We start from the raw sequence: 24,857 nt of genomic DNA, 5'->3' as shown, positions 1-24,857 counted from the left end.
CAAGGCCCATGCGGCCTCCGCGCAGGCGGCTCCCGTCCGGTCCACGCGCCGCTCGGACTCGACGCGTGCGGCGATCCTGCGCGCCGCACGCGAGCGCTTCGCCACGGACGGATACGAGCGGGCGACGATCCGCGCCATAGCGCGCGACGCCGGCATCGACCCCTCGATGGTCATGCGCTACTACGGCAACAAGGAGGGCCTCTTCGCCGCCGCCTCCGAAATCGACCTGCGGCTCCCGGAGTTGAGCGGCGTACCCGCCGACGAGATCGGCACCCGGCTCGTACGCCACTTCCTGCACCGCTGGGAGGGCGACGAGACCCTCAACGCACTGCTGCGCGTCGGCGTCACCAACCCGGCGGGCGCGGAGCGCGTGCACTCGGTCTTCCGCGACCAAGTGGCGCCCGTCGTCGCCACGGTGTGCCCGGACCCGGAGCAAGTGCCCCTGCGTGCGGCGCTGCTGGCCTCGCAGGTCCTCGGGATGGCCGTCAGCCGTTACGTGCTGAAGCTGCCGTTCTCGGTCGGACTGACGCACGAGGAGATCGTGAACTGGCTGGGACCCACGGTGCAGCGCTATCTCACGGCGGAGAGCCCGTAGCGGTCAGGGCCACACCAGGCAGTACGGCTGGTGGCCCGCCATGTGCAGACGGTCGGAGAAGTCCTGCCACTCGTGCAGGAGTTGATACACGTTGAACGCGTCCTGCGGGCCCGCGCGGTCGGGCACCGTGGACCAGATGAAGGCCGCCGCGCCCACCGACTCCTCGCCGATGCCGCGCAGCGGGTCCACGACGGTCATGGGCAGCTTGACGACGGCGTAATCCGGGTGCAGCACCACGAGTTCGAGCGGCGGGACCCGGTGAAGAGGTATGCCCTCGATGCCCGTGAGCACCATCGCGGCCATGGTCTCCGGCTTGATCTTGGTGAACATGCCGTGGCCGAGCTCGTCTCCGCCGAGCTCCTCGGGGCGCATGGAGACCGGGACCCGGGCAGCCGTCGCGCCGTCCGGTGCGCCGAAGTACTTGTAGGTCACCCCCACTCGGCCGCCACCCCTGCTGCTCCCTGTGTCTCTCTCCGCCGCGTCTCTACGGTGGCGTCCCCGCGCGCGCTCCGGACCGAGGTCCCCGGTACCCTCTCCCAGTCCACCACCGCGCTGCATGTCACCACCCGACCACTCGCGGCCGCCGCCGCGCAACCCGATCATCGTGACAGAGACCTCCCCGCCCTGCGGTCCGTGAAACGCCCCGCAGCGCCCGGGTAATCCCCGCGTTACCGGGCCGGTACCTCACCGGCCTCCTGCGTCTCGCTTACCCACCCGCGGCAAGACGACGCAGTGCTCTCACGATGCTCTGACACCATGGCCCTGTGACTTACTCGTACGAGGCCCCAGTATCGCAGTCGCTCTTCGACCGCGCCGCCGCCGTGACGCCGGGAGGCGTGAATTCTCCGGTCCGCGCCTTCCAAGCAGTGGGCGGTACGCCCCGGTTCATGGTGTCCGGTGCCGGTCCGTACCTCGTGGACGCCGACGGACGGGAGTACGTGGACCTCGTCTGCTCGTGGGGACCGATGATCCTCGGCCACTCCCACCCCGAGGTGATCGCCGCCGTGCAGGAGGCGGTGAGCCGGGGCACGTCCTTCGGCACGCCCGGCGAGGGCGAAGTCGCCCTGGCGGAGGAGATCGTGGACCGCATCGGACCGGTCGAGCGGGTGCGGCTCGTCTCCTCCGGCACGGAGGCGACGATGTCGGCGATCAGGCTCGCGCGGGGATTCACCGGGCGCTCCAAGGTCGTGAAGTTCGCGGGCTGTTACCACGGGCATGTGGACTCGCTGCTGGCGTCGGCGGGTTCGGGCGTCGCCACGTTCGGGCTGCCGGGCACGCCGGGAGTCACCGAGGCGCAGGCGGCGGAGACGATCGTGCTGCCGTACAACGACATCGACGCCGTACGGGCCGCGTTCGCCGCGCAGCCGGGCGCGATCGCGTGCGTCATCACCGAGGCGTCCCCCGGCAACATGGGCATCGTCCCGCCGGAGCCGGGCTTCAACGGGCAGTTGAAGGAGCTGTGCCGGGAGCACGGCGCGCTGTTCGTCTCGGACGAGGTGATGACGGGCTTCCGCGTCAGCAGGCAGGGCTGGTTCGGGATCGACCAAGTCGTCCCCGATCTGATGACGTTCGGCAAGGTGATGGGCGGTGGCTTCCCGGCCGCGGCCTTCGGCGGACGGGCTGACGTGATGGCCCAGCTCGCCCCGGAGGGGCCCGTCTACCAGGCCGGCACCCTCTCCGGGAATCCGGTCGCCACCGCCGCGGGCCTGGCTCAGCTGCGACTGCTGGACGACGCGGCGTACGCGGCGGTCGACTCGGCGTCCGAGCAGCTGCGCGGTGCCGTCACCGAGGCGTTGAGCAAGGCGGGCGTGGCGCATCAAGTGCAGGCCGCGGGCAACATGTTCTCCGTGTTCTTCACCGACGAGCCCGTCACCGACTACGAGGGGGCAAGGGCCCAGGAGGTGTTCCGCTTCACCGCGCTCTTCCACTCGATGCTGGAGCAGGGCGTGTATCTGCCGCCCTCCGCCTTCGAGTCGTGGTTCGTCTCGACAGCGCACGACGACGGTGCGCTGGAGCGCGTCGCCGATGCGCTGCCCGACGCGGCGCGGGCCGCCGCGGAGGCGACGGCATGAGCGACAGCCGTGAGGGCCGCGGGAGTTCGGAGGCCCGGGGAAGTTCGGAGGGCCAGGGAAGTTCGGAAGCCCGGGGGAGTTCGGAGGGCCGCGAGGGGGTCGTCACCGTCGTGCACGTGATGCGGCACGGCGAGGTCGAGAATCCCGGCGGCGTCCTCTACGGGCGGCTGCCCGGCTACCACCTCTCCGAGCTGGGGCGCCGGATGGCCGACCGGGTCGCCGAGCATCTCGCCGGCCGCGACATCGCCCACGTCGTGGCCTCGCCGCTGGAGCGGGCGCAGGAGACGGCGGCGCCCATCGCGAAGGCGCACGGCCTGGACGTCGCCAGCGACGACGGCCTGATCGAGGCCGACAACGTCTTCCAGGGCAAGACCGTCGGCGTCGGCGACGGCGCCCTGCGCAGGCCCGCGAACTGGCGCCACCTCTTCAACCCCTTCCGGCCCTCGTGGGGCGAGTCGTACGTGCATCAGGTGCGGCGGATGCGGACCGCGCTCGACGCGGCCAGGGACGCCGCCCGCGGGCGCGAGGCGGTCTGCGTCTCGCACCAGCTGCCGATCTGGACGCTGCGCAGCTTCGTCGAGCGGCGCCGGCTGTGGCACGACCCGCGCCGCCGCCAGTGCACGCTGGCCTCGCTCACGACCTTCACCTTCCACGGGGACGAGATCGTCTCCGTCGGCTATACGGAACCGGCCCGCGACCTCGTGCCCCCACATCTGCGGACGGGCGCCAGGCGCGGCACGGGCGGCGGCGGGCGCGGCGCCTGACGGGTGCGGTGCGTGACGGCGCCCGCCCCAAGTGCGGACGGCCCGTGCGCAACGGGCACAAGGGGGGCGTGAAAGATCGGCCACGGGCCCATGCGAAACTTTTCACATGAGTCAGACCCGCCCCTTCCGATACCGCTCCGCACTGCTGGCCGTGTTGCTCGCGGCGGCTGCGTCGGTGCTGGCCGGCTGCGGCGGCGGCGAGGACGACACCGGATCGTCGTCGGGGGACACGAAGTTCGTACGGGGCACCGGGAAGATCACCGAGGTGAAGCGCGGCGAGCGGCAGCAGGCTCCGGACATTTCGGGCAAAGGTGTCGACGGCAAGCGGCTGGAACTCTCCGACTACAAGGGCAAGATCGTCGTCCTGAACGTCTGGGGCTCCTGGTGCGCGCCCTGCCGCGCGGAGGCCCCGAACCTCGCCAAGGTCGCCAAGGACACCGAGGACAAGGACGTACGGTTCGTCGGCATCAACACCCGCGACCTCGACCGCGCCAACGCCAAGTCCTTCGAGCGCAACTACGGCATCGACTACCCGAGCTTCTACGACCCCAGCGGCAAGCTCATCCTCCGCTTCCCCAAGGGCAGTCTGTCCCCGCAGGCAATTCCGTCCACGCTCATCCTCGACCGCGACGGGAAGATCGCCGTACGGGCCCTGAAGGAGCTCGGCGAGAAGGAACTGCGTTCCGTGCTCGACCCGTTGACGACGGAGAAGTGACGACGCCATGAGCGTGCTCGCCACCGCCGCGGCCACCGCCCACGGCCCCGTACTCGCGGCCGGTACGGGCGGGGTGAACCACACGGTCCTCAGCGGAGCACTGCTGCTGGCGGTGCCCGTGGCCGTGCTCGGCGGTCTCGTCTCCTTCTTCTCCCCGTGCGTGCTGCCGCTGGTGCCCGGCTATCTCAGCTATGTCACCGGCGTCAGCGGCACGGATCTGGCGCAGGCCAGGCGTGGGCGGATGCTGCTCGGCGCGGGCCTGTTCGTGCTCGGCTTCACCGCGGTCTTCGTCTCAGGCGGCGCCCTCTTCGGCGGCTTCGGGGCGACGCTCCAGGAGCACCGCACGGTCATCTCCCGGGTGCTGGGCGCCCTGACGATCGTGCTGGGGCTGGCGTTCATGGGCGCCCTCGGCCCGCTGTCGCGTCTCACCTCCCGCGAACTGCGCATACAGCGGCGGCCGTCGGTGGGCCTGGCGGGGGCGCCGATGCTCGGGGTGCTGTTCGGCATCGGCTGGACGCCGTGCATCGGGCCGACGCTCGCGGCCGTGCAGACGCTGGCCTTCAGCGAGGCCAGCGCGGGACGCGGGGCGCTGCTGACCGTGGCGTACTGCCTGGGTCTGGGCGTCCCGTTCGTCGTGGCCGCGATCGCCTTCCGCCGCACGCTCGGTGCCTTCGGCTGGGTGAAGCGGCACTATGCGTGGGTGATGAGGACCGGCGGCGTGATGCTCGTCGTGGTCGGTCTTCTGCTCGTCACCGGGATATGGGACCGGATCGTGTACGACCTTCAAGTCTGGTCGTCGGACTACACAGTGGGAATCTGATGCGTACGACGGACACGGGGACCGGCGGCGGCGTCGACGGTGACGCCGCGGTCCCCGGCGGCGGTGACGGCGCCGCAAAGGGCGGCTCCGAGGAGGCGCGGCTCGCGCGCGAGGCCGAGTCCCAGCTCTCGTCGCTCTCCACCGCGCCGGGCGAGGAGAAGCTCAACGTCCCCTCCATCGGCGTCGTCGGCTGGGCCCGCTGGTTCTGGCGGCAGCTGACGTCGATGCGCGTCGCGCTGATCCTGCTCTTCCTGCTCTCCCTCGCGGCCATCCCCGGATCGGTCATCCCGCAGAGCAACGTCGACAGCGTCAAGGTCGAGGAGTTCCAGAAGAAGCACGACGTACTCGCGCCCGTCTACGAGAAGTTGCAGCTCTTCGACGTCTACACGTCCGTGTGGTTCTCGGCGATCTACATCCTGCTCTTCGTCTCCCTGGCCGGCTGCATCGTCCCGCGCACCTGGCAGTTCGTCGGGCAGCTGCGCAGCAGGCCGCCGCGCGCACCGCGCCGCCTGGAGCGGATGCCCGCGTACACGACCTGGCGTACGGAGGCGGGCCCGGAGGAGGTGCTCGGCGGCGCGCGGAAGCTGCTGGGCGGACGCCGGTTCCGGGTCGAGCGCGAGAGCGACGCCGTCGCGTCCGAGAAGGGCTATCTGCGCGAGGCCGGCAACCTGGTCTTCCACGTCGCGCTGATCGTGCTGCTGCTCGCCTTCGCCGCGGGGCAGTTGTGGAAGTCCGACGGCGGCAAGCTGATTATCGAGGGCGACGGCTTCTCCAACACCCTCACCCAGTACGACGACTTCAAGTCCGGCTCCCTCTTCGACCCGGACGACCTGGACTCCTTCGGCTTCACGCTCAAGGACTTCCGCGCCACCTACGAGGAGTCCGGCCCGCAGAAGGGCACGGCACGCGACTACCGCGCCGGCGTCTCGTACTGGCAGGGACCCGGCGGCAAGGAGAAGCAGGGGTCGATCAGGGTCAACCACCCGCTTGAGGTGGGCGATTCCAAGGTCTTCCTCAACGGCAACGGCTACGCGCCCGTCGTCTCCGTCAAGGACGGCAAGGGCCGCACGGCCTACCGCGGCCCCGTGGCCTTCCTCCCGCAGGACCCCAACCTCACCTCGTCCGGCGTCGTCAAGGTCACCGACTACAAGAACGCGCAGGGCCGCAAGGACCAGCTCGGCTTTCAGGGCTTCTTCGTGCCGACCTTCGGCGGCTCGGGTTCGGGCTCGATGTTCTCGCGGTCGCCGTCCCTGAAGTACCCGGTGCTCTTCCTCACCGCGTACCACGGCGACCTCGGTATGGAGTTCGGGGCCGGGCAGAGCGTCTACCAGCTCGACACCAAGCGGATGAAGCAGTTCAAGAAGTCCGACGGGAGCCCGCTTGCGAAGAAGATGCTGCCGGGCGAGACCATGAAGCTGCCGGACGGCGGCGCCGAGCTGAAGTTCGAGGGCGTACGGCAGTGGGCCCAGTTCCAGGTCGTGCACCAGGTGGGCGCGGGCTGGGCGCTCGGCGGCGCGCTCGCCGCGATCGGCGGGCTGGCCGGGTCGCTGTTCATCCAGCGGCGGCGGGTGTGGGTGCGTGCGGTCGCGGGTCCGGACGGACGTACGGTCGTGGAGATGGCCGGGCTCGGACGCAGCGAGTCGGCCAGACTCCCGGAGGAGCTGGGTGACTTGGCGTACGCCCTACAGGCGGAGGCGCCGCCGGTACGGGACCGGGACGCCGGTGACGCCACCGACAGCGCGCACAGCGCCAACGGCACGAACAGCGCGAACGGCAGCAACGGCACAGAGGACGACGGCCGGGACCAGGGCAAGGACCAGGGCAGGGACCAGGGCAGGGACCAGGGCAAGGACGAGGACAGCGCCGAAGCCTCGCCGCGAGGAGAACGCACGTGAACATCGCCGCCGGAACGAACGAGAATCTCGCCGAGATCAGCAACTACCTGGTCTATTCGGCGATGGCCGTCTACACCCTCGCCTTCCTCGCGCACGTCGCCGAATGGGCCTTCGGCAGCCGCAGCAAGGTGGCCCGTACGGCCGCCGCGCTGAGCCCGGGGAAGGCTCGGGACGAGCAGACCGCGACCGCGGGCACGTCGTCCGGCAAGGCGTCCCCCGCCAAGTCGTCCTCCGCCGGGGAGGGTTCGGGGGCCGCCTCGTCAGGCGGCACGTCCGTCCTGGAGCGCCCGCGCCCCGAGGTCGTCGTGCGCTCCTCCGCGGGCCGCCGCGGCGAGCTGCCGGACGGTCCCGGCGCCGCCGCGGGCGACGAACAGGGCGATCTGTACGGCCGGATCGCGGTCTCGCTCACGACGCTCGCCTTCCTGCTGCACGTCGCCGGGGTGCTCGCACGCTCCCTGTCGGTGCAGCGCGCCCCCTGGGGCAACATGTACGAGTTCTCGACGGCCTTCTCGATGGTCGCCGTCGGGGCGTACCTCGGCTTCCTCGTCGCGAAGAAGAACGTCCGCTGGATCGGCCTGCCGCTGGTGACGACGGTGCTGCTCGACCTGGGCCTGGCCGTCACGGTGCTCTACACCGACAGCGAGCAGCTGGTGCCCGCGCTGCACTCGTACTGGCTGTGGATCCACGTCTCGCTGGCGATCACCTGCGGCGCCCTGTTCTACCTCGGCTTCGTCTCGACGGCGCTCTACCTCTTCCGGGACCGCTACGAGACCAAGCTGCTGGCGGGCGGCACCCCTGGCGGCTTCGCCACCTCGGTGCTGGAGCGGCTGCCGTCGTCGACGTCGCTGGACAGGTTCGCGTACCGGATCAACGCGGCCGTCTTCCCCTTCTGGACCTTCACCATCGTCGCGGGCGCCATCTGGGCGGGCGACGCGTGGGGCCGCTACTGGGGCTGGGACCCCAAGGAGGTCTGGTCGTTCATCACGTGGGTCGCGTACGCCTGCTATCTGCACGCCCGCGCCACCGCCGGCTGGAAGGGACGCAAGGCCGCCTACCTGGCACTGCTCGCCTTCGCGTGCTTCCTGTTCAACTACTACGGCGTGAACATCTTCTTCAACGGCAAGCACTCGTACGCGGGGGTCGGCTGACGGCCCCGGCCCCGCTGACCGCCCCGGTCCGCTGACGGCCCCGGCTCCGGGGCGCTCAGCCCTTGGGCGCCGCTCAGCCCTTGGGCGGCGTCTCGTCCGGGCCGCCCCGGCCGTCGTCCCGGCGCCCCGACTCCTCGTCGTGACGGCGCACTTCGGCCTCCTGCGGCTCGGCCCCGGGGCGCGGCGCCGGCGGCTCGGCCACCGCGGTGCCGGCTCCGGTGTCGCCTCCGGCCGCTGCACCGTCGCCGCCCGCGTCGGAGCCCGTACCGTCCTGCTGCTGCCCTTCGCCCCTCACCTCGTCGTCGCCCGGGTCGCGCTGCTGCGCACCGTCCTTGAGCGACTTGAGGAACTCCGGGTTGTCGTCGGGCGCGATCCAGCGGCGCTCGTCGGGGCGCGTGGCACCGTACGGGGCGTTCCTGCGCGGACGCCCGACGATGAACCACGCGACGGGGCCCAGCAGCACCTGCCCGAAGAGCAGGATGACGATCACCCACACCACCTTGGGCAGCTTCCGGACCTCCTGCTCAGGTGTGTTGAGGCAGTCGATGAAGGCGTAGATCCACACCGCCAGGACGAGAAGGAACGGCAGATACCTGAGCATGCGGGACGCCCCCTAGGCGAGCTGACTCGGCACGGCGGGCCGGAAGTGCGGTTGGTGCGGTTCGTCTTGCTGTGCATGTGCGTGTGTATGCGTCTGTGCTTCGCGCGTGCGCTTGTCACGCGGTACGCACCGCGATCCGGCGCCGTACGTACGTAAGCCAGCGTAACGGTGCGCGGAGGGCCCCGGGGGCGGGCCGTCAAGTGCGTGAGCCCATGCCGGATACTGGGGCGCATGGCATACGACGACCTCCGCTCGCTGCTGCGGGCACTGGAGCGCGACCGGGACCTGAAGCGGATCAAGGCGGAGGTGGATCCGTATCTGGAGGTCGGGGAGATCGTCGACCGGGTGCAGAAGTCCGGCGGCCCGGCGCTGCTCTTCGAGAACGTGAAGGGCTCGTCCCTGCCGCTCGCGATGAACGTCTTCGGCACGGACCGCCGCCTGCTGAAGGCGCTGGGCCTGGAGTCGTACGACGAGATCAGCGAGAGGATCGGCGGCCTGCTCAAGCCCGAGCTCCCGCAGGGCTTCGTCGGGATGCGCGAGGCCTTCGGGAAGCTCGGCGCGATGGCGCACGTACCGCCGAAGAAGGTGAAGGACGCGCCCGTACACGAAGTGGTGGTGCGCGGCGACGACGTCGATCTGGAGACGCTGCCCGCGCTGTTCACCTGGCCCGAGGACGGCGGCTCCTTCTTCAACCTCGGTCTCACGCACACCAAGCACCCCGAGACGGGCGTGCGCAACCTCGGTCTCTACCGCCTCCAGCGGCACGACCGGCGCACCATCGGCATGCACTGGCAGATCCACAAGGACAGCCGGAACCACTACCAGGTCGCCGCGCGGCGCGGTGAGAAGCTGCCCGTCGCCATCGCCTTCGGCTGCCCGCCCGCTGTGACGTACGCCTCGACGGCGCCGCTGCCCGGCGACATCGACGAATATCTCTTCGCGGGCTTCACGCAGGGCAAGCGCGTCGAGATGACCGACTGCAAGACGGTGCCGCTTCAGGTGCCCGCCAATGCCGAAGTGGTGCTGGAGGGGTGGCTGGAGCCCGGGAAGACGCTGCCGGAGGGCCCGTTCGGCGACCACACCGGTTTCTATACGCCGCAGGAGGACTTCCCGGCGCTGACGATCGACTGCGTGACGATGCGGAAGCGTCCCGTCTTCCAGTCGATCGTGGTGGGCAGGCCGCCGACGGAGGACGGGCCGCTGGGGCGCGCCACCGAGCGGTTCTTCCTGCCCCTGCTGAAGATCATCGTCCCCGACATCGTGGACTACCACCTCCCGGAGGCCGGCGGCTTCCACAACTGCATGCTCGTCTCGATCGAGAAGAAGTACCCGAAGCACGCCCAGAAGGTCATGCACGCGATCTGGGGCGCGCACATGCTCTCGCTGGAGAAGCTGATCGTGGTCGTCGACGCCGAGTGCGACGTGCGGAACATGCACGAGGTGGCGTGGCGGGCGCTCGGCAACGTCGACTACTCGCGGGACCTGACGGTCGTCGAAGGCCCGGTGGACCATCTCGACCACGCCTCCTACCAGCAGTTCTGGGGAGGCAAGGCCGGCGTCGACGCCACGGCGAAGCTGCCCGAGGAGGGCTACACGCGCGACGGCGGCTGGCCGCACGCGATCGACTCCGACCCGGAGGTCGCACGACTGGTCACCGAGCGGTGGAAGGAGTACGGCCTGTGAGCGGGGACGCCGCGACGGGGGAGGGCGCCCAGGCGGACCTGTCCGGAAGGCCCGGGAGGATCGTGCAGCCCGGGAAGACCGGAGAGTCCGGGAGGATCGGAAAGCCCGGGAACCTGGAAGAAGCCGGGAAGTCCGGAAGGAAGTCCGGAAGCGCCGACGGGTCCGAGTCCGGGAAGCCCCAACGGCCCGGCGCGGTACGGGCGTTCCTGCGCGTGGTGATGATCGAGCACTCCGTCTTCGCGTTGCCGTTCGCCTACATCGCGGCGCTCACGGCGATGTTCCTCGCGGGCGGCGCCGTCCGGTGGCGCGAACTGCTGCTCGTCACCGTCGCGATGGTCGGGATGCGTACCTTCGCGATGGCCGCGAACCGGATCATCGACCGCGAGATCGACGCCCGCAATCCGCGCACCGCCGGCCGTGAGCTCGTCACCGGCGCGCTCTCCGTACGCTCCGCGTGGACGGGCGCGCTGGTCTCCGTCGCCGTCTTCCTCGGCGCCTGCGCGCTGCTCAACCCCCTGTGCCTGGCGCTCGCGCCGGTCGCGGCCGTGCCGATGGTGGTCTATCCGTACGGCAAGCGCTTCACGGACTTCCCGCACGCCATCCTCGGTCTCGCGCAGGCGATCGGCCCGGTCGGCGCCTGGATCGCGGTGACCGGCGCCTGGTCGTGGGAGGCGGCGGTGCTCGGGCTGGCGGTCGGCGTGTGGATCGGCGGCTTCGACCTCATCTACGCCTGCCAGGACGTCGCGGCCGACCGTGCCCACGGTGTGCGTTCCGTGCCGGCCCGCTTCGGCATCGCGTGGGCGCTCCACGGGGCGCGCGGGAGCCATCTCGTCACGGTGGCGCTGCTGGCCTGGTTCGGGCTGCTGACCGGGGCGGGGCTCTTCTACTGGCTGGGCCTGCTGACCGTCGCCGTCGCCTTCGTCTACGAGCACTCGATCGTCAGGCCGGGCGACCTGTCCCGGCTGAACCGGGCCTTCTTCAAGGTCAACGGGTTCATCGGCATCGCGCTGTTCGTGTGCGCGCTGCTGGACCTGGCGGTGCGCGGGCTGAGCGTCTGAACGTACGGATCACGACGTACGGATCACGGCGTACGGCTCACGACAGACGGACCGCGCTCAGTGCCAGTCCGGCTTTGCGCCCCCCGCACGGGCCGACGAGGTCATGAAGGCCGCGACGACCCCGCCGATCAGCCCGAACAGATGCCCCTGCCAGGAGACTCCGCTCTCGGTGGGCAGCACGCCCCACAGGATCGAGCCGTACAGCACGGCGACGACGCCGCCGAGCGCCACGTCCGTGATGCGCCGGTCCACGAAGCCGCGCACGAGCAGATAGCCGAAGAGCCCGAAGATCAGGCCGGAGGCTCCCGCCGTATTGCTGCCGTCCGGTGCGACGAGCCATACGCCCAGGCCGCTGACGACGATGATCGTGAAGGCGACGGCCAGGAAGCGCCCGGTGCCGCGCAGCGCCGCGAGGAAGCCGAGGACGAGCAGCGGCAGCGTGTTCGCGATGAGATGGCCGAAGCCGAAGTGCATGAAGGCCGCCGGGATCACGTCGACCAGCTCGCCCTCCCTGCGCGGGATGATCCCGAAGGTGTCGAGCGAATTGCCCGTCGCCTGGTCGACGAACTCCAGCACCCACAGCAGCGCCACCCAGAACAGGATCAGCTTGGCCGCGGGCCATGCGGTGCGCCGCGGAGACCTGTCGCTGGTGCTGTTGATGCCGGAGCCTGATCTGTACGCCATCGAGTCTCCCCCTGAGAGACAGTGAGCGGAGCCGATGCTGTGACCTCGCGGACCTCGACTTCGTGGACCTCGTGAACACCTTGGAAACGTGGCACACCGCATGTGGAGTTCCGCGCTGCGGGAACTCCACACGTCCAAGGATGACGTCAGAACTTCTCCGTGCCCAGAGCGCCGTACATCATCGCGGCCACCAGGTCCTGCGGCTGAAGCTCCTTCGTGCCGCCCGGCGCGGTCACGGCGACCGCGTCGCCGCCGCTGAACTCCAGGCTCAGCGGCAGGTGGGCGTCGCCGCGCGTGAACTGCCCGAGGTCGAGAGTGAGCGAGGTGAGCTGGCCCCGCCGGATCGACAGGTCGGCCGCGATGTCGCCGTCGGGCACCCGCTTCGGATCGATCTCCGCACCCAGCGGGCGCAGAGCCCCGACCAGGTCCTTCGCCGCCTTGTGGCCCGGCAGCGTCATCCGTACGCGCTCCGCGCCGCCGCGCTCCCCCTTGGCGTCGAACTCCGCGTGCTTACGCAGCAGTTCCTGGACCCGGTTGACGAACTCGCGCTGCGACTGGCCGTCGAGCGCCGAGCCGACGGTGATCGCGTCGCGGATCTCGCGGGCGCGCTCGGCCTGGTCGCGCGGCCCGTCCTTCCCGCCCTTTTTGTCGCCTTCGTCCTGCTTTGCGCTCTTGCCGTCGCCCTTCTCGTCACCCTTTTCGTGGCTCTTCTCGTCCGCCTTCTTCTCCTGCGCGGCCCGCTGCCGCTCCGCCAGAATCTGGGCGGCGTGCGCGAAGTCGTCGAACGCCGCGGGATCCGCACGCACCCACTCGCCCTTGAGCGCGTCCTGTGCCGCCCCGAGCGTCGAGGGCAGGTCGTCGGCGAGGTCCACGATCTCCTCGGCCTTGTCCTGAGCGTCCTCGGAGCCCCGGGTCTCGTCGACCAGCAGGGGCAGGTCCGCCTTGAGATAGAGCTTGTCGTCGACGGACTTGATCCCCGCGACGTCCTTCCCGCCGAAGTTCAGCGCCGCCGCCACGTTCGCGGCGTCGGACCGCGGCATCTCCTTCAGCGGCGTCTTCTCCTCCTCGTCGCCCGTACCTGCCGACAGGGTCAGCTCGGCACGCGCCAGCCTGAACGCGTCCTTCTTCGAGACCCGGTGCTTCCCGCCCCCGCCGCGGGCCTTCGTGAGGAACTCGCGGGCCTGACGCGGCGATCCGTCGACCGAGGCGACGACGGTGGCGGCCGGCTGGTCGCCCAGCTTCAGGACGGCGTTCCGCACCTTCATGCCGGTGGTCAGGTGCTCCGCCGAGCTGCACGCGGAGACGGAGACGGCGAGCAGCGCGGCGCAGCCGACGGTGAGAGCGGCGCGACGAGCCGTGCGGGAGCCGCGGCCGGTGGTACGGGTGCTAAGGGTCGTACGGGTGCTAAGGGTCGTACGGGTGGCACGCGCCGTACGGGAAGCGGCCCCGGAGGGCGCGGACGGCGGACGGAAGAACTGCATGCGCCGAGCCAACCGCACAACGGGCCCGTCACGCCAGTCGCATCCGCAGACCTAGGCCTCTCCGGCCCGCGCGCTCCCCAACTCGCCCTCCCAGCGCCGGTAGAGCTTGTGCGGTACGCCCGCCGCGTCCAGCGCGCGCCCGGCGACGAAGTCGACCAGCTGCTGCGCCGTGCTGCCGCCCGCGTAGAAGCCGGGGGACGCCGGCAGCACCACCGCTCCCGCGTCGTCGAGGGAGACGAGATGTCTGAGCGTCTGCCCGTGCAGGGGCGTCTCACGTACGGCCACGACCAGCGGCCTGCGCTCCTTCAGCGTCACCGAGGCCGCCCGCTGGAGCAGGTCCTTCGAGAGCCCGAGGGCGACTCCGGCCACGCACGCGGTGCTCGCGGGCACCACGATCATCCCGCGTGCGGGATACGAGCCGGAGGACGGTCCCGCGGCGAGGTCCCCGGCGGCCCAGTGCCGTACGGACGAGACGTCCGGGTCGAAGGCGTCGGGCGTGCCGTCGGCGCCGGCGGACAGCCAGCGGCGCAGGTCCTCGTGCGCGTGCGCGTCGCGGAAGGGGTGCCCCGTCTCGTCGAGGACCGTGAGCCGCGCGGCACGGCTGACGACGAGGTCGACGTCCTCGCCGGCGTGCAGCAGCGCACGCAGTACGGCCGCCGCGTACGGCGTGCCCGAGGCGCCGGAGACGCCGACGATCCAGGGCCTGCGCGGCGTGCGGGCTCCGTTCGTATCCGTCACGCCGACGAGCCTACGCGTGGGCACCGGCGACGGCGGAGCCACGGGTCGGGCCCGGCCTCTTGCGGTCCGGCCCGACCCCTTGCGGTCCGGCCCGACCCCTTGCGGTCAGGCCCGGTCTCTTGCGGATCACCTCGCGTACGGCGACGCCTCGCGGGAGTCCTCGCCGGGGCCCGGAGTGCGCTCACGACCCCATGAGGTGCCGAGAAGGCCCCTTGAGGAGAGGTCTCTGAGGGCGAGCGCTCCCCATGCCTTAGATTCGTTACCGGAGATTTCGCGGAGCCCACGGTTCCCCGGCCACCGGCGAAGAAGCCGGGTCCCCGCCCGGCGGGCGGTCCCCGGCGCCCTTCCCCGGCACAGGCGCGGGGGGCCTTCATATTCGGCAACGGAGGCACCAGGACCCATGGACGCGGTGGACAGGCAGCTCATCCAGGCGCTGCGGGAGAACGGCAGGGCCTCCTATGCCGAACTGGGCCGGCTCGTCGGCCTGTCCGGGCCCAGCGTCACCGACCGCATCAACCGCCTGGAGACCGCCGGCGTGATCACCGGCTACCGCGCGACGGTCGACGCCAAGTCGCTGGGCCTCGGCGTCACGGCCCTCATCGGCATCCAGCTCACCGACGCCACCGACCACGAGGACGTCGCGGCCCGGCTGCGCGAGCTGAACGAGGTCGAGGACTGCTGGTTCATCGCGGGCGACGACTCGTTCATGCTCAAGGCGCGCGCGTCCGACGTGGACGCGCTGGAGTCCCTCATCCGCCGGCTCTCCGGCACGAAGGGCGTCTCCCGTACGCGTACGACGGTCGTGCTCTCCACCAAGTGGGAGAACCGGGTCACCGATCTGCCCGACGAAGCCTGACCCGCGGCCGGTCCGCGGGCCCGCGTGAGCGGGGAGTAGGCTCACAAAGGCGCTCGAAGCAGAAATCTTAGGAGGGCGACGCATGGACTCTGGGCTCAAGCGCGAGCTGGAGGAGAAGGTCCGCGCAGGCGAGCGGCTGACCCGCGAGGACGGCATCGCCCTGTACGAGTGCGACGACCTGTCCTGGCTCGGCGGCCTCGCCCACGAGGTGCGGACGCGCAAGAACGGCGACGTCGTCCACTTCAACATCAACCGCCACCTCAACATGACCAACGTGTGCACCGCGTCCTGCGCGTACTGCTCCTTCCAGCGCAAGCCGGGGGAGAAGGACGCGTACACGATGCGCATCGAGGAGGCGGTGAAGCTCGCCAAGGCGATGGAGGGCGACAACCTCACCGAGCTGCACATCGTCAACGGCCTGCATCCGACGCTGCCTTGGCGCTACTACCCGCGTTCGCTGAGCGCCCTCAAGGAGGCGCTGCCGGAGACGGTCTCGCTGAAGGCGTTCACCGCCACCGAGATCCACCACTTCGAGAAGATCTCCGGGATGGACGCGAGCGAGATCCTCGACGTCCTCATCGACTCCGGTCTGGAGTCCCTCACGGGCGGCGGCGCCGAGATCTTCGACTGGGACGTACGGCAGCACATCGTCGACCACGACACCCACTGGGAGGACTGGTCGCGCATCCACCGCCTCGCGCACCAGAAGGGCCTCAAGACGCCGTGCACGATGCTGTACGGGCACATCGAGGAGCGCCGCCACCGCGTGGACCACGTGCTGCGGCTGCGTGAACTCCAGGACGAGACCGGCGGTTTCCAGGTCTTCATCCCGCTGCGCTACCAGCACGACTTCGTCGACATGCAGGACGGCAAGGTGCGCAACACCCTCCAGGCGCGCACCACGATGGCCTCCGGCGCGGAGGCGCTGAAGACGTTCGCGGTCTCGCGTCTGCTCTTCGACAACGTGCCGCACGTGAAGGTCTTCTGGGTCATGCACGGCGTGCAGACCGCCCAACTCGCGCTCCAGCACGGCGCGGACGACATGGACGGCTCCGTCGTCGAGTACAAGATCACTCACGACGCGGACAACTACGGGACGCCCGACAAGCTCACCCGCGAGGACCTGCTCGACCTGATCCGCGACGCCGGCTTCAGGCCCATGGAGCGCAACACCCGCTACGAGGTCATCCGCGAGTACGAGGGGCCCGACCCGGAGCGCCGCGAATCGCCCCAGCCCATGCGCATCTGACGCGGCGCCACGGGCCCCGCCGGCCGCGCGGCACAGCGCGGCGGGCGGGGCCCGTGGAGTTCCGTTCCGCTCAGGGGACGTTTTCGTTCCGGTCAGCGGCGGGCGGGCGCGGGCTCTCCCGTCAACTGGCCGTCCGCGCGGTGCTGTTCGGTGGTCCGGGCGCGGGCGGCGTGCGGCACGGTCGCCAGCCTGGGCTCGGCCAGCCGCCGCTTCACTCCCTGCACCACGCGGTTCGCCGCGAAGGTCGCCCCGTACACGAAGCGCATGGACGGCCCGAACGACGGGGTCGCCAGCAGGCCCGTAAAGAAGAGTCCGGGGTGCGACGACTCGAACCTGGCGTTGAGTTCGGGGGCGTCGCTGGAGCCGACCCGGTGCAGGATGCTGCGCACCGAGGTGTCCAGCATCGACAGCCGTGCCAGCCGCGGGGTGAAACCGGTCGCCGCCACCACGTGGTCCGTCTGCACCGTGCGCACGACGCCGTCGGCCGACTCCAGCCGCAGCCGCACCTGTTCGCCCACCTGCTCCGCGGCGCTGAGCCGGCTGCTGAGCAGCACCGGCACCGCGAACTCGAAGCGGTCGCGCAGCCACCACGCACCGGCCGGGCCCAGCGCCGTACGCGCGATGTGCTGTCTGAGCGGCGCCGGAAGCTTCCGTACCGCCCAGGGGATCTCGGAGAAGACCCAGCTCGGCCAGCCGGTGCCCAGCCCGCAGTGCGGATCGCGGATCGCCTTGAGCAGGGTGCGCTGGAGGGGCTGCGGCGGGGAGTTCCAGTTGATGCGGTCGGCGCGGGCGACGACCCTCACGTGCGCGCCCTCCTCGGCGAGCAGCGCCGCGGTCTCCAGGGCCGCCTGCCCCGCGCCGACCACCGTGACGTCCCTGTCCTTGAAACGGCTCAGGTCCTGGTGGTGGCTGCTGTGCGAGACGAGCGCGGGCGGCAGCTTCCGCAGCGGTCCCGGCTTGTGCACGAACGGCATGACGCCGACGGCGACGACGACGGTACGGGTCACCAGCACCTCGCCCTCGGCCGTCTCCACGCGGAAGCCGCGCGCGCACGGCACGACGGACGTCACCGTCTGCTCGTCGGCCGGCGGCGCGGCCCGCCGGCCGAACCACTGCCCGTACTCGGTGAACGTGCCGAGCGGCAGCGGCCGTCCGTGCTCCACCGTGATGCCGCGCGCGGAGCAGTAGGCGGCGAGCGTGTGCGTACCGGCCGGGTCCGAGAGGTTGGAGGACCAGGGCTCGGACTTGAGGTACATGCCCTGTGGCATGTGGTCGCGCCACGAGGCCATGGGACGGCCTAGGACGCGCAGGTTGAGTCCGGCGGCCGCGGCGTGCGAGGCGATGGAAAGGCCGTAGGGGCCTGCGCCCACCACTACGAGGTCGTACATGCGTTTCCTTCTCTCTGATCTTGCACTGATCGCTCGTCACGAGTGGTTCGGAAGTGCGCTGCGGCCGGCAGCCCCGGCGCCGCGGCGGGCAGCGCCGCCCTTACGGAACCGACGCGATGCCAGACCTTGAGGGCGCCGCGTACGAACCAGGCGCCGGCCATCGCGAAGAACGGCCGCGGATCGTCCAGCGCGAACCAGGCACGCTCGACGCCCCGTCCGGCGCCGGCGCGCCCATGTCCCCGCCGTCCCCGCCCGCCCAGGGGCAGGCGGAGCCCCAGCCCAAGCCCAAGCCGCAGCCAGACCCGGAGCCGGAGTTGGAGCCGGAGCCGCAGCGGCAGCGGGGTCCCGTGCTCCCCCTCCTCGCGCCGCGCCGTCCGCCCCCGCCCCGCCCGCAGCAGCTCGCCGACCAGCGAGGCGCCCGCCACGAGCGCCGACAGCAGCGCGTAGTTCTCCGCCACGAACACCCGCCCCTGCCCGTCGCCCTGCCGCGGCACCGGACGCCCCGTCAGGTGCAGATGCTGCGCCCTTACGACGTCCAGCCCGTCCTCGTCCGTGAAGAGCCGGAACTGCGCGCCGGGCCGCGGATTGAAGTCGAGCAGGTGGTACGAGCCGGTGACCGGGTCGAAGCGGAAGTCGAGGTCGAGGATTCCGCGGTAGCCGACCTGTGCGGCCAGCCGCGCCGCCGCGTCCTCCACCTCGCGGTTGGCGAGCCAAGTGCCGACCGCCGTCAGGCCCGTACGGGGCGGCCAGGAGCGCTCCTTGCGGCCGGCGCCGCCCACGAGGAACCCGCCCTCGCCGTCGGCGTAGCCGTGGAAGAACCAGTCCGTTCCGCGCCCGCCGCTCAGCCGCTGCTGCAACAGCAGCCGGCTGCCGGCGTGAGCGCTGCGCTCGTACAACTCGGAGGCGTCGGCGGGAGTGCGTACGAGCGTCGTGCTGCGCATGCCCTTCGGCAGCAGCCATGGACGGCTCCACTTCGCGACCGCGGGAAGCCCCAGCAGCGCCGCCTCACGCGCCGCCTCCGCCGCGCTGCCGGGCGTGACGGTGACGGGGTGTGAGATTCCGGCCGCGGCGCATAGTTCGGCGAGTTCGGCCTTGTCGGCGACGCGGGCGGGCAGTCCGGGAGCCGTCGCCGGGAGCAGGAAGCGCTCGCGCAGCCGGTCCGCCAGCGCGGCCACGGCGATCGCGCCCCGGTCGTCGAGTGCGATGAGCACGGCGGGTGCGCCGATCGCGTCCGAGACGCGGCACAGGGCCCTCTCGAGTTCCGCGTCCGAAGTGCCGTCCGGCGGCAGCGAATGCACCCGGTGCACGAACCGGGAGCGGTCCACAGGTCCCGGTGCCGCCTCCGCGACGTGCACCTCGATTCCCGTACGCCCCAAGGACCGGATGGCGCCCAGCGTTCCGTGGTGGAACGGATTGGGATCGAGCCGGAGCAGCAGGACGGGGACTTCCGTGTCGAACGACGGCATGGGTATGTCCTTGCATCATGAATAGGGCGAACAGGGAGAAAATATCCCCATTGGCCTATCAGACCGCACCGAGCCGTCCCGAGCGGTGAGGTCTCAAATGCGTGTTTCGCGGCCGAGGACAACGACGGCATACCTGGAGGAGCCATGGGAAGTCCCAACCGCCGCGGATACAAAGGAGCGTGCGGCGCCGTCCTGGCCGCCGGGCTGCTGGCCTCCTGTAGCGTCCTGCCGGTGAATCTGCCCGACTTCGAGACGGAATCGTTCATCCGCAGCGTCGCCTCGACCGTCGGCGGCCCCGGCGAGGCGGCCCCCACCCCGACCCCCGCTCCGAGCACCGGCACGGGTTCTGCTTCCGGCGGCGACGCGGGGGCGGGCGCCCCCGCACTGCGCTCCGCGGCGGCACCGCTCGCGCCGCTGGGCGCGTTCCTCCGCTCCGGCGCCGACGGAGTGCAGCGCATGACGCAGTTTCAGAACTGGCTCGGCGGTACGGAACTGAACGTCGCCCACACCTATCTGCCCGGCGACCGGTGGTCCAACATCGAGGGCCGGCCCGAGTTCCTGACTCCCTGGACGCAGTGGCGGCAGGCCCGCAAGGACCGGCTCTTCGTGCTCAACGTGCCGATGCTGGAGCGCAACGAGGCCGGTCTGCCCGACCACGAGGTCCGGTCGCTGCTGCGTGCGGGCGCGGACGGCCGCTTCGACGCCCACTTCCGCACCCTCGCCGAGCGCCTGGTACGGCAGAAGGCGCCGGACACCGTGATCGTGCTCGGCTGGGAGATGAACGGCCTTACGTACTCGCACCGTTGCGGGCCCGACCCGGAGGCGTGGAAGGCGTACTGGCGGCGAGCCGTCGCCGCCATGCGGTCGGTCGCAGGGCAGAAGTTCCGTTTCGACTTCGCGCCGAGCCGCGGCAAGGACGCCTTCCCGTGGACGGAGTGCTACCCCGGCGATGACGTCGTCGACGTGATCGGAATGGACACCTACGACCAGCCCGAGGGCCGGTCCTTCGATGAGCAGGTGAACGAACCGCTCGGACTCCAGGCCCAGGTCGACTTCGCCAGGCAGCACGGCAAGGCCGTCTCCTACCCGGAGTGGGGACTCTTCCGCAACGGCGACAACCCGGAGTACGTGCGGCGGATGCTCGACTGGTTCGACCGCCACAAGCCGCTGTACCAGACGCTCACCGACTACTGCCCGCACGGCGTGTGGCAGTGCCCGCACAACCCCGCCTCCGCCGAGACCTTCCGGGCCGCGCTCTTCGCACGGAGCGGGGCGGCGGAGGGGGCCGCGCCCTCGCCGTCGCCCGGCGCGAGCGGGACCCCGTCGGCACCGCCCACCGCGTCCACCGCTCCCGTGCCGCCCACGCCTTCGCCCTCGCGCACCGCGGTGCCCGTGCCGACGGAACCGGGGCGCCGCATTCCGTGGTACGAGCACTGCTTCGTGGTCGGTGACTTCTGCGTACGGTTCGACAAGGTGCTGCCGGACAGGTGGGGCTTCAGGGACTAGTACGGGACTGGTACGGAGACGGAACGCGGGCGCCCCCGGAGGGAGGCGCCCGCGTGGCATGTGGAACACGTCGGAACGTCGGCTAGGCCCGCTCCCGTTCCGCTGCCGCTCCCGCCGACGAGCCGGATCCCGAACCGGATCCCGAACCGGATCCCGAAGCGGCGCCCTGGCCCGGTCCCGGAGCGTGGGCCGTACCCTCCGGGCCGCCGGGCAGGATGCGCCGCAGCCACTCCGCGTCCCGTCCCCTGCGTACCGCACCCGCCGCGAGACCCCGTCCCGCGATCTGCGCCAGATGCAGGCCCAGCGCCGGAGCCATCTCCCTGCGGGTCATGATCAGCCGCCGGTTGGCCACCGATTCGGCCTGCCATCTCAACTTGTGCGGTTCCGCGCCCCGCAGCAGGTTGAGCGTTCCGCATCCCTTGGCGTCGGCGTGCCCGGCCGCGTGCCGCAGCAGCATGGTGGTGATGTCCACCCGCTGCGACCGCAGCCGCGGATGTGCGCCGTAGAGATAGCCGCAGACCATGTCGCGGCTGACGAACGTGATGTCCGAGGCGACGGCAGCGTCGTCGATCCGGTACACGGTGATCGTCGCGTCGCCGCTCTCCGTCAGCCGCTCGACGGTGCGTTCAAGGTGCGCGCGGAAGCGCGGCCGCAGGTGCTCGGGCGTCACGCCGCGGCCCTTCCACTGCAACTCGTGCAGGTGCAGCAGGGTGCGTACGGCCTCGGCCGCCTCGGAAGGCAGCACGTCGTGCTCCTTGATCCCCATCTTGTCGATCTTGCGGAGCTTCTGCCGGGTGCGCTTGGCGCTGGCCGTCGGCAGCCGTTCCAGCAGCTCCTCCATGGGGACGCCGGGGAGTTCGAGGCACGCGGAGTCCGCGAGCCGCCGCCCGATGCCCGGCCACACGTCGTAGACCTGCTCGGCCGCGGCACCGGGACGCACCTCGCGCAGGTCGATCAGTGCCCCGCGGGCCGCCCGGTGCAGGGCCGCCGCGAGGCACGCCGCCGCACCGGGGAACTCGGCGTCGAACAGCACGTCGCAGAAGTCCGTGATGCCGCCGCCGAGCACCACCAGCGCGGGCAGCGGCCGGTGGGTGAGCATCATCGGGGCGGCGGCGACGAGCCGGCCCTCGCTGCGTACGAGGACGACGCGCAGCCGCCCCCTCCTTCCGTACGACTGCCACCAGGAGTGGAGCCACGCATGCGACTGGAAGGTCGTGGCGCCGGGGCTGCGGCGGCGCAACTCCTCCCACTCGCGGGCCAGTTCGCCGAACTCGGCCGGATCGCGGCAGACCGTCGCCGAGGTCATCGCCGCTGCTCCGTCCCGGGGGTCGCGGCGGGCGCGGAGGTCTCGGGGGACGCGGAGGTCGCGGGGGACGCGGAGGTCGCGGGGGTTCCGGCGGACGCGGAAGCCGCGGAGGTCTCGGCGTAGGTCCCGGAGGAGACCGCGGGAGCCGCGGTGGCGGTCTCCGGACGGCGGCGCGACCGCGGGAGCGTGAGCAGTACGAGCCCGCCAAGCAGCCCGCCCGCGCAGGCGCCCACGGAGATCGCGACCACCGGGGACGGAGACACCGGAGTCGCGGGAGCCATGGAGTCGGAGAGCACGGTGAGCCGTGCGCCGGTCCGCTTCACCGACGACTTGGCCGTGTGCGTGAGGGCCTTGGCGACGGCGTCGGCGTTCTTCGCGGCCTGCGACGCGTTGGACGAGGTCGCCGTGATCTGCACCATGGGCGCGTCCGGCGAGGTGCTGGCCTGGATGCCCTGGCGGATCGTGCCGGGGCGCAGATGGGCCCGCTTCTCGGCGTCCGCGATGATCACCGGGTCCGTGGCGATCTTGCCGTATGCCTGTGCGTAACCGAGCGCGCCCCCCGCCTCCGACTGACCGGCGGGCGAGACCACGACATAGCTGACCGCTGCGTACTGCGCGGGCGTCATCGCCGAGTAGCCGGCTCCCGCTCCTGCTCCCAGTGCCAGGCACAGCGGCAGCGGCCACCAGAAGGGCACGCGGCGCAGTCCCGCCATCAGGCGCCGGGACAGCCTGGGGCGACGGGGCTTCGCGGGCTCCGGGACGGGGCTGCGGACGCCCGGGCGGGTGCGTGCCCGGGTGTCACGGGCGGCCACCGTGTCCGTACGCGTGCCGGTGCCCGTACGCGTGCCGGTGCTCGTGCTCGTGGTCGTGCCGGTGGCTCCGGGCGCGGATGTGCGCGAGGGGGAGGTGCCGCCTCGACCGCCGTTCCCCGTAAGGGCGTTGGCGCGCAGCGGGGTGGTCCGGGTGAGCGAGGCGGTCTTCGGGCTCGTGCCGATAGGGGTTCCGGCGCCGGGGCCGTCCTTGCCACCCGCGGCCGAAGTCGCCTTGAAGGTCTGGGTCTTGACGGCCTCCGTCCCGGCCGTGTCCTTCCGGGCGCCGACCGGCTCGGCGGTGCCGGATGCTGCTCCGGCGGCGGGACGGGAACCCGCGGCCGGGTTGCCGCTCTCCTGCCCGGACTTCGTCTCCGTACCGGCCTTGGTGTCCGTGGCGGACTTCGTCTCCGTACCTGTCTGAGCGTCCGTACCGGCCTTCCCCTCCGCCGCGTCCGCGCCGTCCTTGCCGGTGCCCGCGGGGGTGTCGGTGGTGTGCGTCTTCGGGGCCGTACCGCCGGGCCTCGGTCTCACCTCGTCATCGCTCCTCGTCGTCGCGCCGGACGTCGCGTTCTCCGTCGTCTCCTCCTTCATTTCCTTCTCGACCTCCTCCTTCGCCCCGTCTTCCGCTTCGGCGGGTGCGGAGCCGCCGGGCCTTCCCCGGCGGGCTTCGCGTCTGGACTGTTTCGTACGTGCCGAGCCGCCCGCGTCGGGGGACTTGGCCGATCCCTGTGCGGCCTTGCGCATGGCAGAACTCACCTCGATGTCAGGGGTAGGGACGCCGGCGCCGGTACGGGCGTCGGCGCGGACGGTGCCGGTGCGGGCAGTTGCGGTGCGCCCGTCGCGGCGCGGTAGACGGCCATCAGCCGCTCCGCGCTGCGGGCGATGTCGTAGCGGTCCACGACGGGGGGCACGGGCAGTCGTACGGGCCCGGCCTTCTCGTACTGGCAGAGCAGCGCGGTGAGTTCGGGCACGCCGGTGCCGATGCGGCGCGCGCCGGGTGCCTGCTCCGCGGGCAGGTCGTCGATGGCGGGGCACGTCACGTGCAGCGTCGGCAGACCGGCCGCGAGCGCCTCCAGCACGGCCAGCCCGAACGACTCGTCGGAGGACGGCGAGACGAAGACGTCCATCGCGGCCAGCAGACCGGGGATCTCCCAGCCGCCGGCGCCCGCAGGGGAGACCGTCCCGTCGCACTCGCCGAGCATGTGCACGCGGTCGAGCGCGCCGAGCGCGGAGGCGATCTCGTGGAGCCGTTCGCGCTCGGGGCCGTCGCCGGCCAGCAGCAGCCGTACGCCCGGGAGTACGGACACGGCCCGTACCAGCGTCTCGAAGTGCTTGCCCGGCACGAGCCGCCCGACCCCGCCCACGACGAACGTGCCCTCCGGGATGCCGAGCCGGGCCCGCGTGGCCGCACGCGCCACGGGGTCGAAGCGGAAGCGGAGGGCGTCGATGCCGTTGGGCACGGTGTGCACCCGCGACGCCGGTACGCCCCACTTACGCAGCCGCTGCGCCACCGTGTCGGACACGGCGATCGTGGCGCAGCCCAGCCGTTCGGAGGCGAGATACAGCGCGCGGACACCGGCGCTGAGCGGGCGCCCCTCGATCGTGTCGTCGCCCAGCGAGTGCTCGGTGGCGACCACCGCACGTACGCCGGCGATGCGCGCGGCGAGCCGTCCGTAGAGACAGGCCCGGTAGAGGTGGGTGTGTACGAGGTCGTAGCGGCCCTCGCGGAGGAGATGGACCAGGAGCGGCATGACCGTCGCGTCGAGGTTGCCGGTCATGCCCAGATGAGTGACCCGGTGGCCGTCGGCGAGGATGCCCTGCGCCACGGAGCCCGGCGCGGTCAGGGTGAACACGTCGCAGCGGGCGGGGAGATGGCGGAGCATCAGCCGCAGCTGCTGTTCGGCGCCGCCGACGCCGAGCCCGGTGATGATGTGCGCGACTTTCATCGGCCGCCGCCCGTTTCGCTTCCGACGGCGTCCGCGTCCTGCCCTGCGGCGTCCTCGTCCTGCCCTGCCGCGCG

Annotated in this window: 21 protein-coding genes and 1 pseudogene; 12 read left to right on the top strand and 10 right to left on the bottom strand. The window is 71.5% G+C overall.

Annotated elements, in window-relative coordinates; all coding sequences use genetic code 11:
- The first annotated feature begins 73 nt into the window (after nucleotides 1-73).
- On the top strand, nucleotides 74-595 hold the full coding sequence (locus tag HCC61_RS07840) for a TetR family transcriptional regulator (protein WP_346777086.1): 522 nt from the start codon (nucleotides 74-76) through the stop codon (nucleotides 593-595).
- 3 nt (nucleotides 596-598) lie between these two features.
- Here HCC61_RS07840 and HCC61_RS07835 read toward each other — a convergent pair whose 3' ends face one another.
- Nucleotides 599-1,153 carry a hypothetical protein gene (locus HCC61_RS07835; protein WP_169134605.1) on the bottom strand — a complete coding sequence of 185 codons (555 nt, stop codon included), beginning with the start codon at nucleotides 1,151-1,153 and terminating at the stop codon, nucleotides 599-601.
- A gap of 206 nt (nucleotides 1,154-1,359) precedes the next feature.
- Between HCC61_RS07835 and hemL the strand changes: the two genes are divergently transcribed.
- The 6 genes from hemL (at nucleotide 1,360) to ccsB (ending at nucleotide 8,009) form a co-directional block, all read left to right on the top strand.
- Complete coding sequence (hemL, locus tag HCC61_RS07830) at nucleotides 1,360-2,667, top strand: glutamate-1-semialdehyde 2,1-aminomutase (protein ID WP_169134455.1); 1,308 nt, start codon at nucleotides 1,360-1,362, stop codon at nucleotides 2,665-2,667.
- Nucleotides 2,668-2,786: 119 nt separating this feature from the next.
- Nucleotides 2,787-3,431, top strand: a complete 645-nt coding sequence (locus tag HCC61_RS07825; protein WP_240968703.1) for a histidine phosphatase family protein — start codon at nucleotides 2,787-2,789, stop codon at nucleotides 3,429-3,431.
- Between the two features lie 106 nt (nucleotides 3,432-3,537).
- Nucleotides 3,538-4,146 carry a TlpA disulfide reductase family protein gene (locus HCC61_RS07820; RefSeq protein ID WP_169134453.1) on the top strand — a complete coding sequence of 203 codons (609 nt, stop codon included), beginning with the start codon at nucleotides 3,538-3,540 and terminating at the stop codon, nucleotides 4,144-4,146.
- A gap of 7 nt (nucleotides 4,147-4,153) precedes the next feature.
- A complete protein-coding gene (locus HCC61_RS07815) occupies nucleotides 4,154-4,966 on the top strand; it encodes a cytochrome c biogenesis protein CcdA (RefSeq protein ID WP_169134452.1) in 813 nt (270 codons plus the stop codon).
- Nucleotides 4,966-6,861: a cytochrome c biogenesis protein ResB gene (locus HCC61_RS07810; RefSeq protein ID WP_169134451.1), complete on the top strand. Its 1,896-nt coding sequence runs from the start codon at nucleotides 4,966-4,968 to the stop codon at nucleotides 6,859-6,861. The genes HCC61_RS07815 and HCC61_RS07810 overlap by 1 nt, the downstream gene beginning before the upstream one ends.
- Nucleotides 6,858-8,009, top strand: coding sequence for a c-type cytochrome biogenesis protein CcsB (gene ccsB / locus HCC61_RS07805; RefSeq protein WP_169134450.1), 1,152 nt, complete (start codon nucleotides 6,858-6,860; stop codon nucleotides 8,007-8,009). Before HCC61_RS07810 ends, ccsB begins: the two co-directional genes overlap by 4 nt.
- Before the next feature lie 328 nt (nucleotides 8,010-8,337).
- On the opposite strand, the pseudogene HCC61_RS07800 reads toward ccsB, so the two are convergent.
- A pseudogene (locus HCC61_RS07800) lies at nucleotides 8,338-8,610 on the bottom strand (PLD nuclease N-terminal domain-containing protein); the annotation flags it as partial.
- Between the two features lie 231 nt (nucleotides 8,611-8,841).
- Here HCC61_RS07800 and HCC61_RS07795 point away from each other — a divergent pair.
- Complete coding sequence (locus HCC61_RS07795) at nucleotides 8,842-10,293, top strand: menaquinone biosynthesis decarboxylase (protein WP_169134449.1); 1,452 nt, start codon at nucleotides 8,842-8,844, stop codon at nucleotides 10,291-10,293.
- Between the two features lie 113 nt (nucleotides 10,294-10,406).
- Nucleotides 10,407-11,351, top strand: coding sequence for a menaquinone biosynthesis prenyltransferase MqnP (gene mqnP, locus HCC61_RS07790; protein WP_169134604.1), 945 nt, complete (start codon nucleotides 10,407-10,409; stop codon nucleotides 11,349-11,351).
- Between the two features lie 57 nt (nucleotides 11,352-11,408).
- Here the strand turns inward: mqnP and HCC61_RS07785 are convergent, their stop codons facing one another.
- The 3 genes from HCC61_RS07785 to HCC61_RS07775 all read right to left on the bottom strand — a co-directional run bounded on the left by HCC61_RS07785 (nucleotide 11,409) and on the right by HCC61_RS07775 (nucleotide 14,254).
- Nucleotides 11,409-12,035 (bottom strand): rhomboid family intramembrane serine protease, encoded by a 627-nt coding sequence (locus tag HCC61_RS07785; RefSeq protein WP_169134448.1) that lies wholly within the window; start codon nucleotides 12,033-12,035, stop codon nucleotides 11,409-11,411.
- A 146-nt stretch (nucleotides 12,036-12,181) separates the two neighbouring features.
- Complete coding sequence (locus HCC61_RS07780) at nucleotides 12,182-13,516, bottom strand: hypothetical protein (RefSeq protein ID WP_240968545.1); 1,335 nt, start codon at nucleotides 13,514-13,516, stop codon at nucleotides 12,182-12,184.
- A 51-nt stretch (nucleotides 13,517-13,567) separates the two neighbouring features.
- On the bottom strand, nucleotides 13,568-14,254 hold the full coding sequence (locus HCC61_RS07775; protein WP_169134447.1) for a UbiX family flavin prenyltransferase: 687 nt from the start codon (nucleotides 14,252-14,254) through the stop codon (nucleotides 13,568-13,570).
- A gap of 400 nt (nucleotides 14,255-14,654) precedes the next feature.
- Between HCC61_RS07775 and HCC61_RS07770 the strand changes: the two genes are divergently transcribed.
- A complete protein-coding gene (locus tag HCC61_RS07770; protein ID WP_169134446.1) occupies nucleotides 14,655-15,110 on the top strand; it encodes an Lrp/AsnC family transcriptional regulator in 456 nt (151 codons plus the stop codon).
- Between the two features lie 82 nt (nucleotides 15,111-15,192).
- Nucleotides 15,193-16,359, top strand: a complete 1,167-nt coding sequence (mqnE, locus tag HCC61_RS07765; protein ID WP_169134445.1) for an aminofutalosine synthase MqnE — start codon at nucleotides 15,193-15,195, stop codon at nucleotides 16,357-16,359.
- A 92-nt stretch (nucleotides 16,360-16,451) separates the two neighbouring features.
- On the opposite strand, the gene HCC61_RS07760 is transcribed toward mqnE, so the two are convergent.
- Both HCC61_RS07760 and HCC61_RS07755 read right to left on the bottom strand, forming a co-directional pair.
- Complete coding sequence (locus HCC61_RS07760) at nucleotides 16,452-17,747, bottom strand: NAD(P)-binding domain-containing protein (RefSeq protein WP_169134444.1); 1,296 nt, start codon at nucleotides 17,745-17,747, stop codon at nucleotides 16,452-16,454.
- A complete protein-coding gene (locus HCC61_RS07755) occupies nucleotides 17,732-19,213 on the bottom strand; it encodes an ATP-grasp domain-containing protein (protein WP_206322162.1) in 1,482 nt (493 codons plus the stop codon). Before HCC61_RS07755 ends, HCC61_RS07760 begins: the two co-directional genes overlap by 16 nt.
- A gap of 144 nt (nucleotides 19,214-19,357) precedes the next feature.
- Here HCC61_RS07755 and HCC61_RS07750 point away from each other — a divergent pair, with 144 nt between their 5' ends.
- Nucleotides 19,358-20,719: a glycosyl hydrolase gene (locus tag HCC61_RS07750; RefSeq protein ID WP_169134443.1), complete on the top strand. Its 1,362-nt coding sequence runs from the start codon at nucleotides 19,358-19,360 to the stop codon at nucleotides 20,717-20,719.
- Between the two features lie 82 nt (nucleotides 20,720-20,801).
- Here the strand turns inward: HCC61_RS07750 and HCC61_RS07745 are convergent, their stop codons facing one another.
- The 3 genes from HCC61_RS07745 to HCC61_RS07735 are packed head-to-tail and all read right to left on the bottom strand — an operon-like array spanning nucleotide 20,802 to nucleotide 24,783.
- A complete protein-coding gene (locus tag HCC61_RS07745) occupies nucleotides 20,802-22,025 on the bottom strand; it encodes a GNAT family N-acetyltransferase (RefSeq protein WP_169134442.1) in 1,224 nt (407 codons plus the stop codon).
- Complete coding sequence (locus HCC61_RS07740) at nucleotides 22,022-23,581, bottom strand: hypothetical protein (protein ID WP_169134441.1); 1,560 nt, start codon at nucleotides 23,579-23,581, stop codon at nucleotides 22,022-22,024. The genes HCC61_RS07745 and HCC61_RS07740 overlap by 4 nt, the downstream gene beginning before the upstream one ends.
- 8 nt (nucleotides 23,582-23,589) lie before the next feature.
- Nucleotides 23,590-24,783 (bottom strand): glycosyltransferase, encoded by a 1,194-nt coding sequence (locus tag HCC61_RS07735; protein WP_169134440.1) that lies wholly within the window; start codon nucleotides 24,781-24,783, stop codon nucleotides 23,590-23,592.
- Nucleotides 24,784-24,857 lie beyond the last annotated feature (74 nt).

The organism is Streptomyces sp. HNM0575, from assembly GCF_012726265.1.
In the GTDB taxonomy this organism is placed as follows: Bacteria; Actinomycetota; Actinomycetes; order Streptomycetales; family Streptomycetaceae; genus Streptomyces.
Note: the sequence above shows the minus strand (reverse complement) of the source record. Positions and strands in the feature narration are given on the sequence as shown.

Bases quoted from the DNA above. Each gene is read 5' to 3' on its own strand.
- HCC61_RS07820 (WP_169134453.1), top strand. From the start codon at position 3,538: ATGAGTCAGACCCGCCCCTTCCGATACCGCTCCGCACTGCTGGCCGTG.
- HCC61_RS07795 (WP_169134449.1), top strand. From the start codon at position 8,842: ATGGCATACGACGACCTCCGCTCGCTGCTGCGGGCACTGGAGCGCGAC.
- HCC61_RS07835 (WP_169134605.1), bottom strand. From the start codon at position 1,153: ATGCAGCGCGGTGGTGGACTGGGAGAGGGTACCGGGGACCTCGGTCCG.
- mqnE (WP_169134445.1), top strand. From the start codon at position 15,193: ATGGACTCTGGGCTCAAGCGCGAGCTGGAGGAGAAGGTCCGCGCAGGC.
- HCC61_RS07825 (WP_240968703.1), top strand. From the start codon at position 2,787: ATGCGGCACGGCGAGGTCGAGAATCCCGGCGGCGTCCTCTACGGGCGG.
- HCC61_RS07755 (WP_206322162.1), bottom strand. From the start codon at position 19,213: ATGCCGTCGTTCGACACGGAAGTCCCCGTCCTGCTGCTCCGGCTCGAT.
- HCC61_RS07740 (WP_169134441.1), bottom strand. From the start codon at position 23,581: ATGCGCAAGGCCGCACAGGGATCGGCCAAGTCCCCCGACGCGGGCGGC.
- HCC61_RS07770 (WP_169134446.1), top strand. From the start codon at position 14,655: ATGGACGCGGTGGACAGGCAGCTCATCCAGGCGCTGCGGGAGAACGGC.
- HCC61_RS07810 (WP_169134451.1), top strand. From the start codon at position 4,966: ATGCGTACGACGGACACGGGGACCGGCGGCGGCGTCGACGGTGACGCC.
- HCC61_RS07780 (WP_240968545.1), bottom strand. From the start codon at position 13,516: ATGCAGTTCTTCCGTCCGCCGTCCGCGCCCTCCGGGGCCGCTTCCCGT.
- HCC61_RS07745 (WP_169134442.1), bottom strand. From the start codon at position 22,025: ATGACCTCGGCGACGGTCTGCCGCGATCCGGCCGAGTTCGGCGAACTG.
- HCC61_RS07750 (WP_169134443.1), top strand. From the start codon at position 19,358: ATGGGAAGTCCCAACCGCCGCGGATACAAAGGAGCGTGCGGCGCCGTC.
- HCC61_RS07760 (WP_169134444.1), bottom strand. From the start codon at position 17,747: ATGTACGACCTCGTAGTGGTGGGCGCAGGCCCCTACGGCCTTTCCATC.
- HCC61_RS07735 (WP_169134440.1), bottom strand. From the start codon at position 24,783: ATGAAAGTCGCGCACATCATCACCGGGCTCGGCGTCGGCGGCGCCGAA.
- HCC61_RS07785 (WP_169134448.1), bottom strand. From the start codon at position 12,035: ATGGCGTACAGATCAGGCTCCGGCATCAACAGCACCAGCGACAGGTCT.
- HCC61_RS07815 (WP_169134452.1), top strand. From the start codon at position 4,154: ATGAGCGTGCTCGCCACCGCCGCGGCCACCGCCCACGGCCCCGTACTC.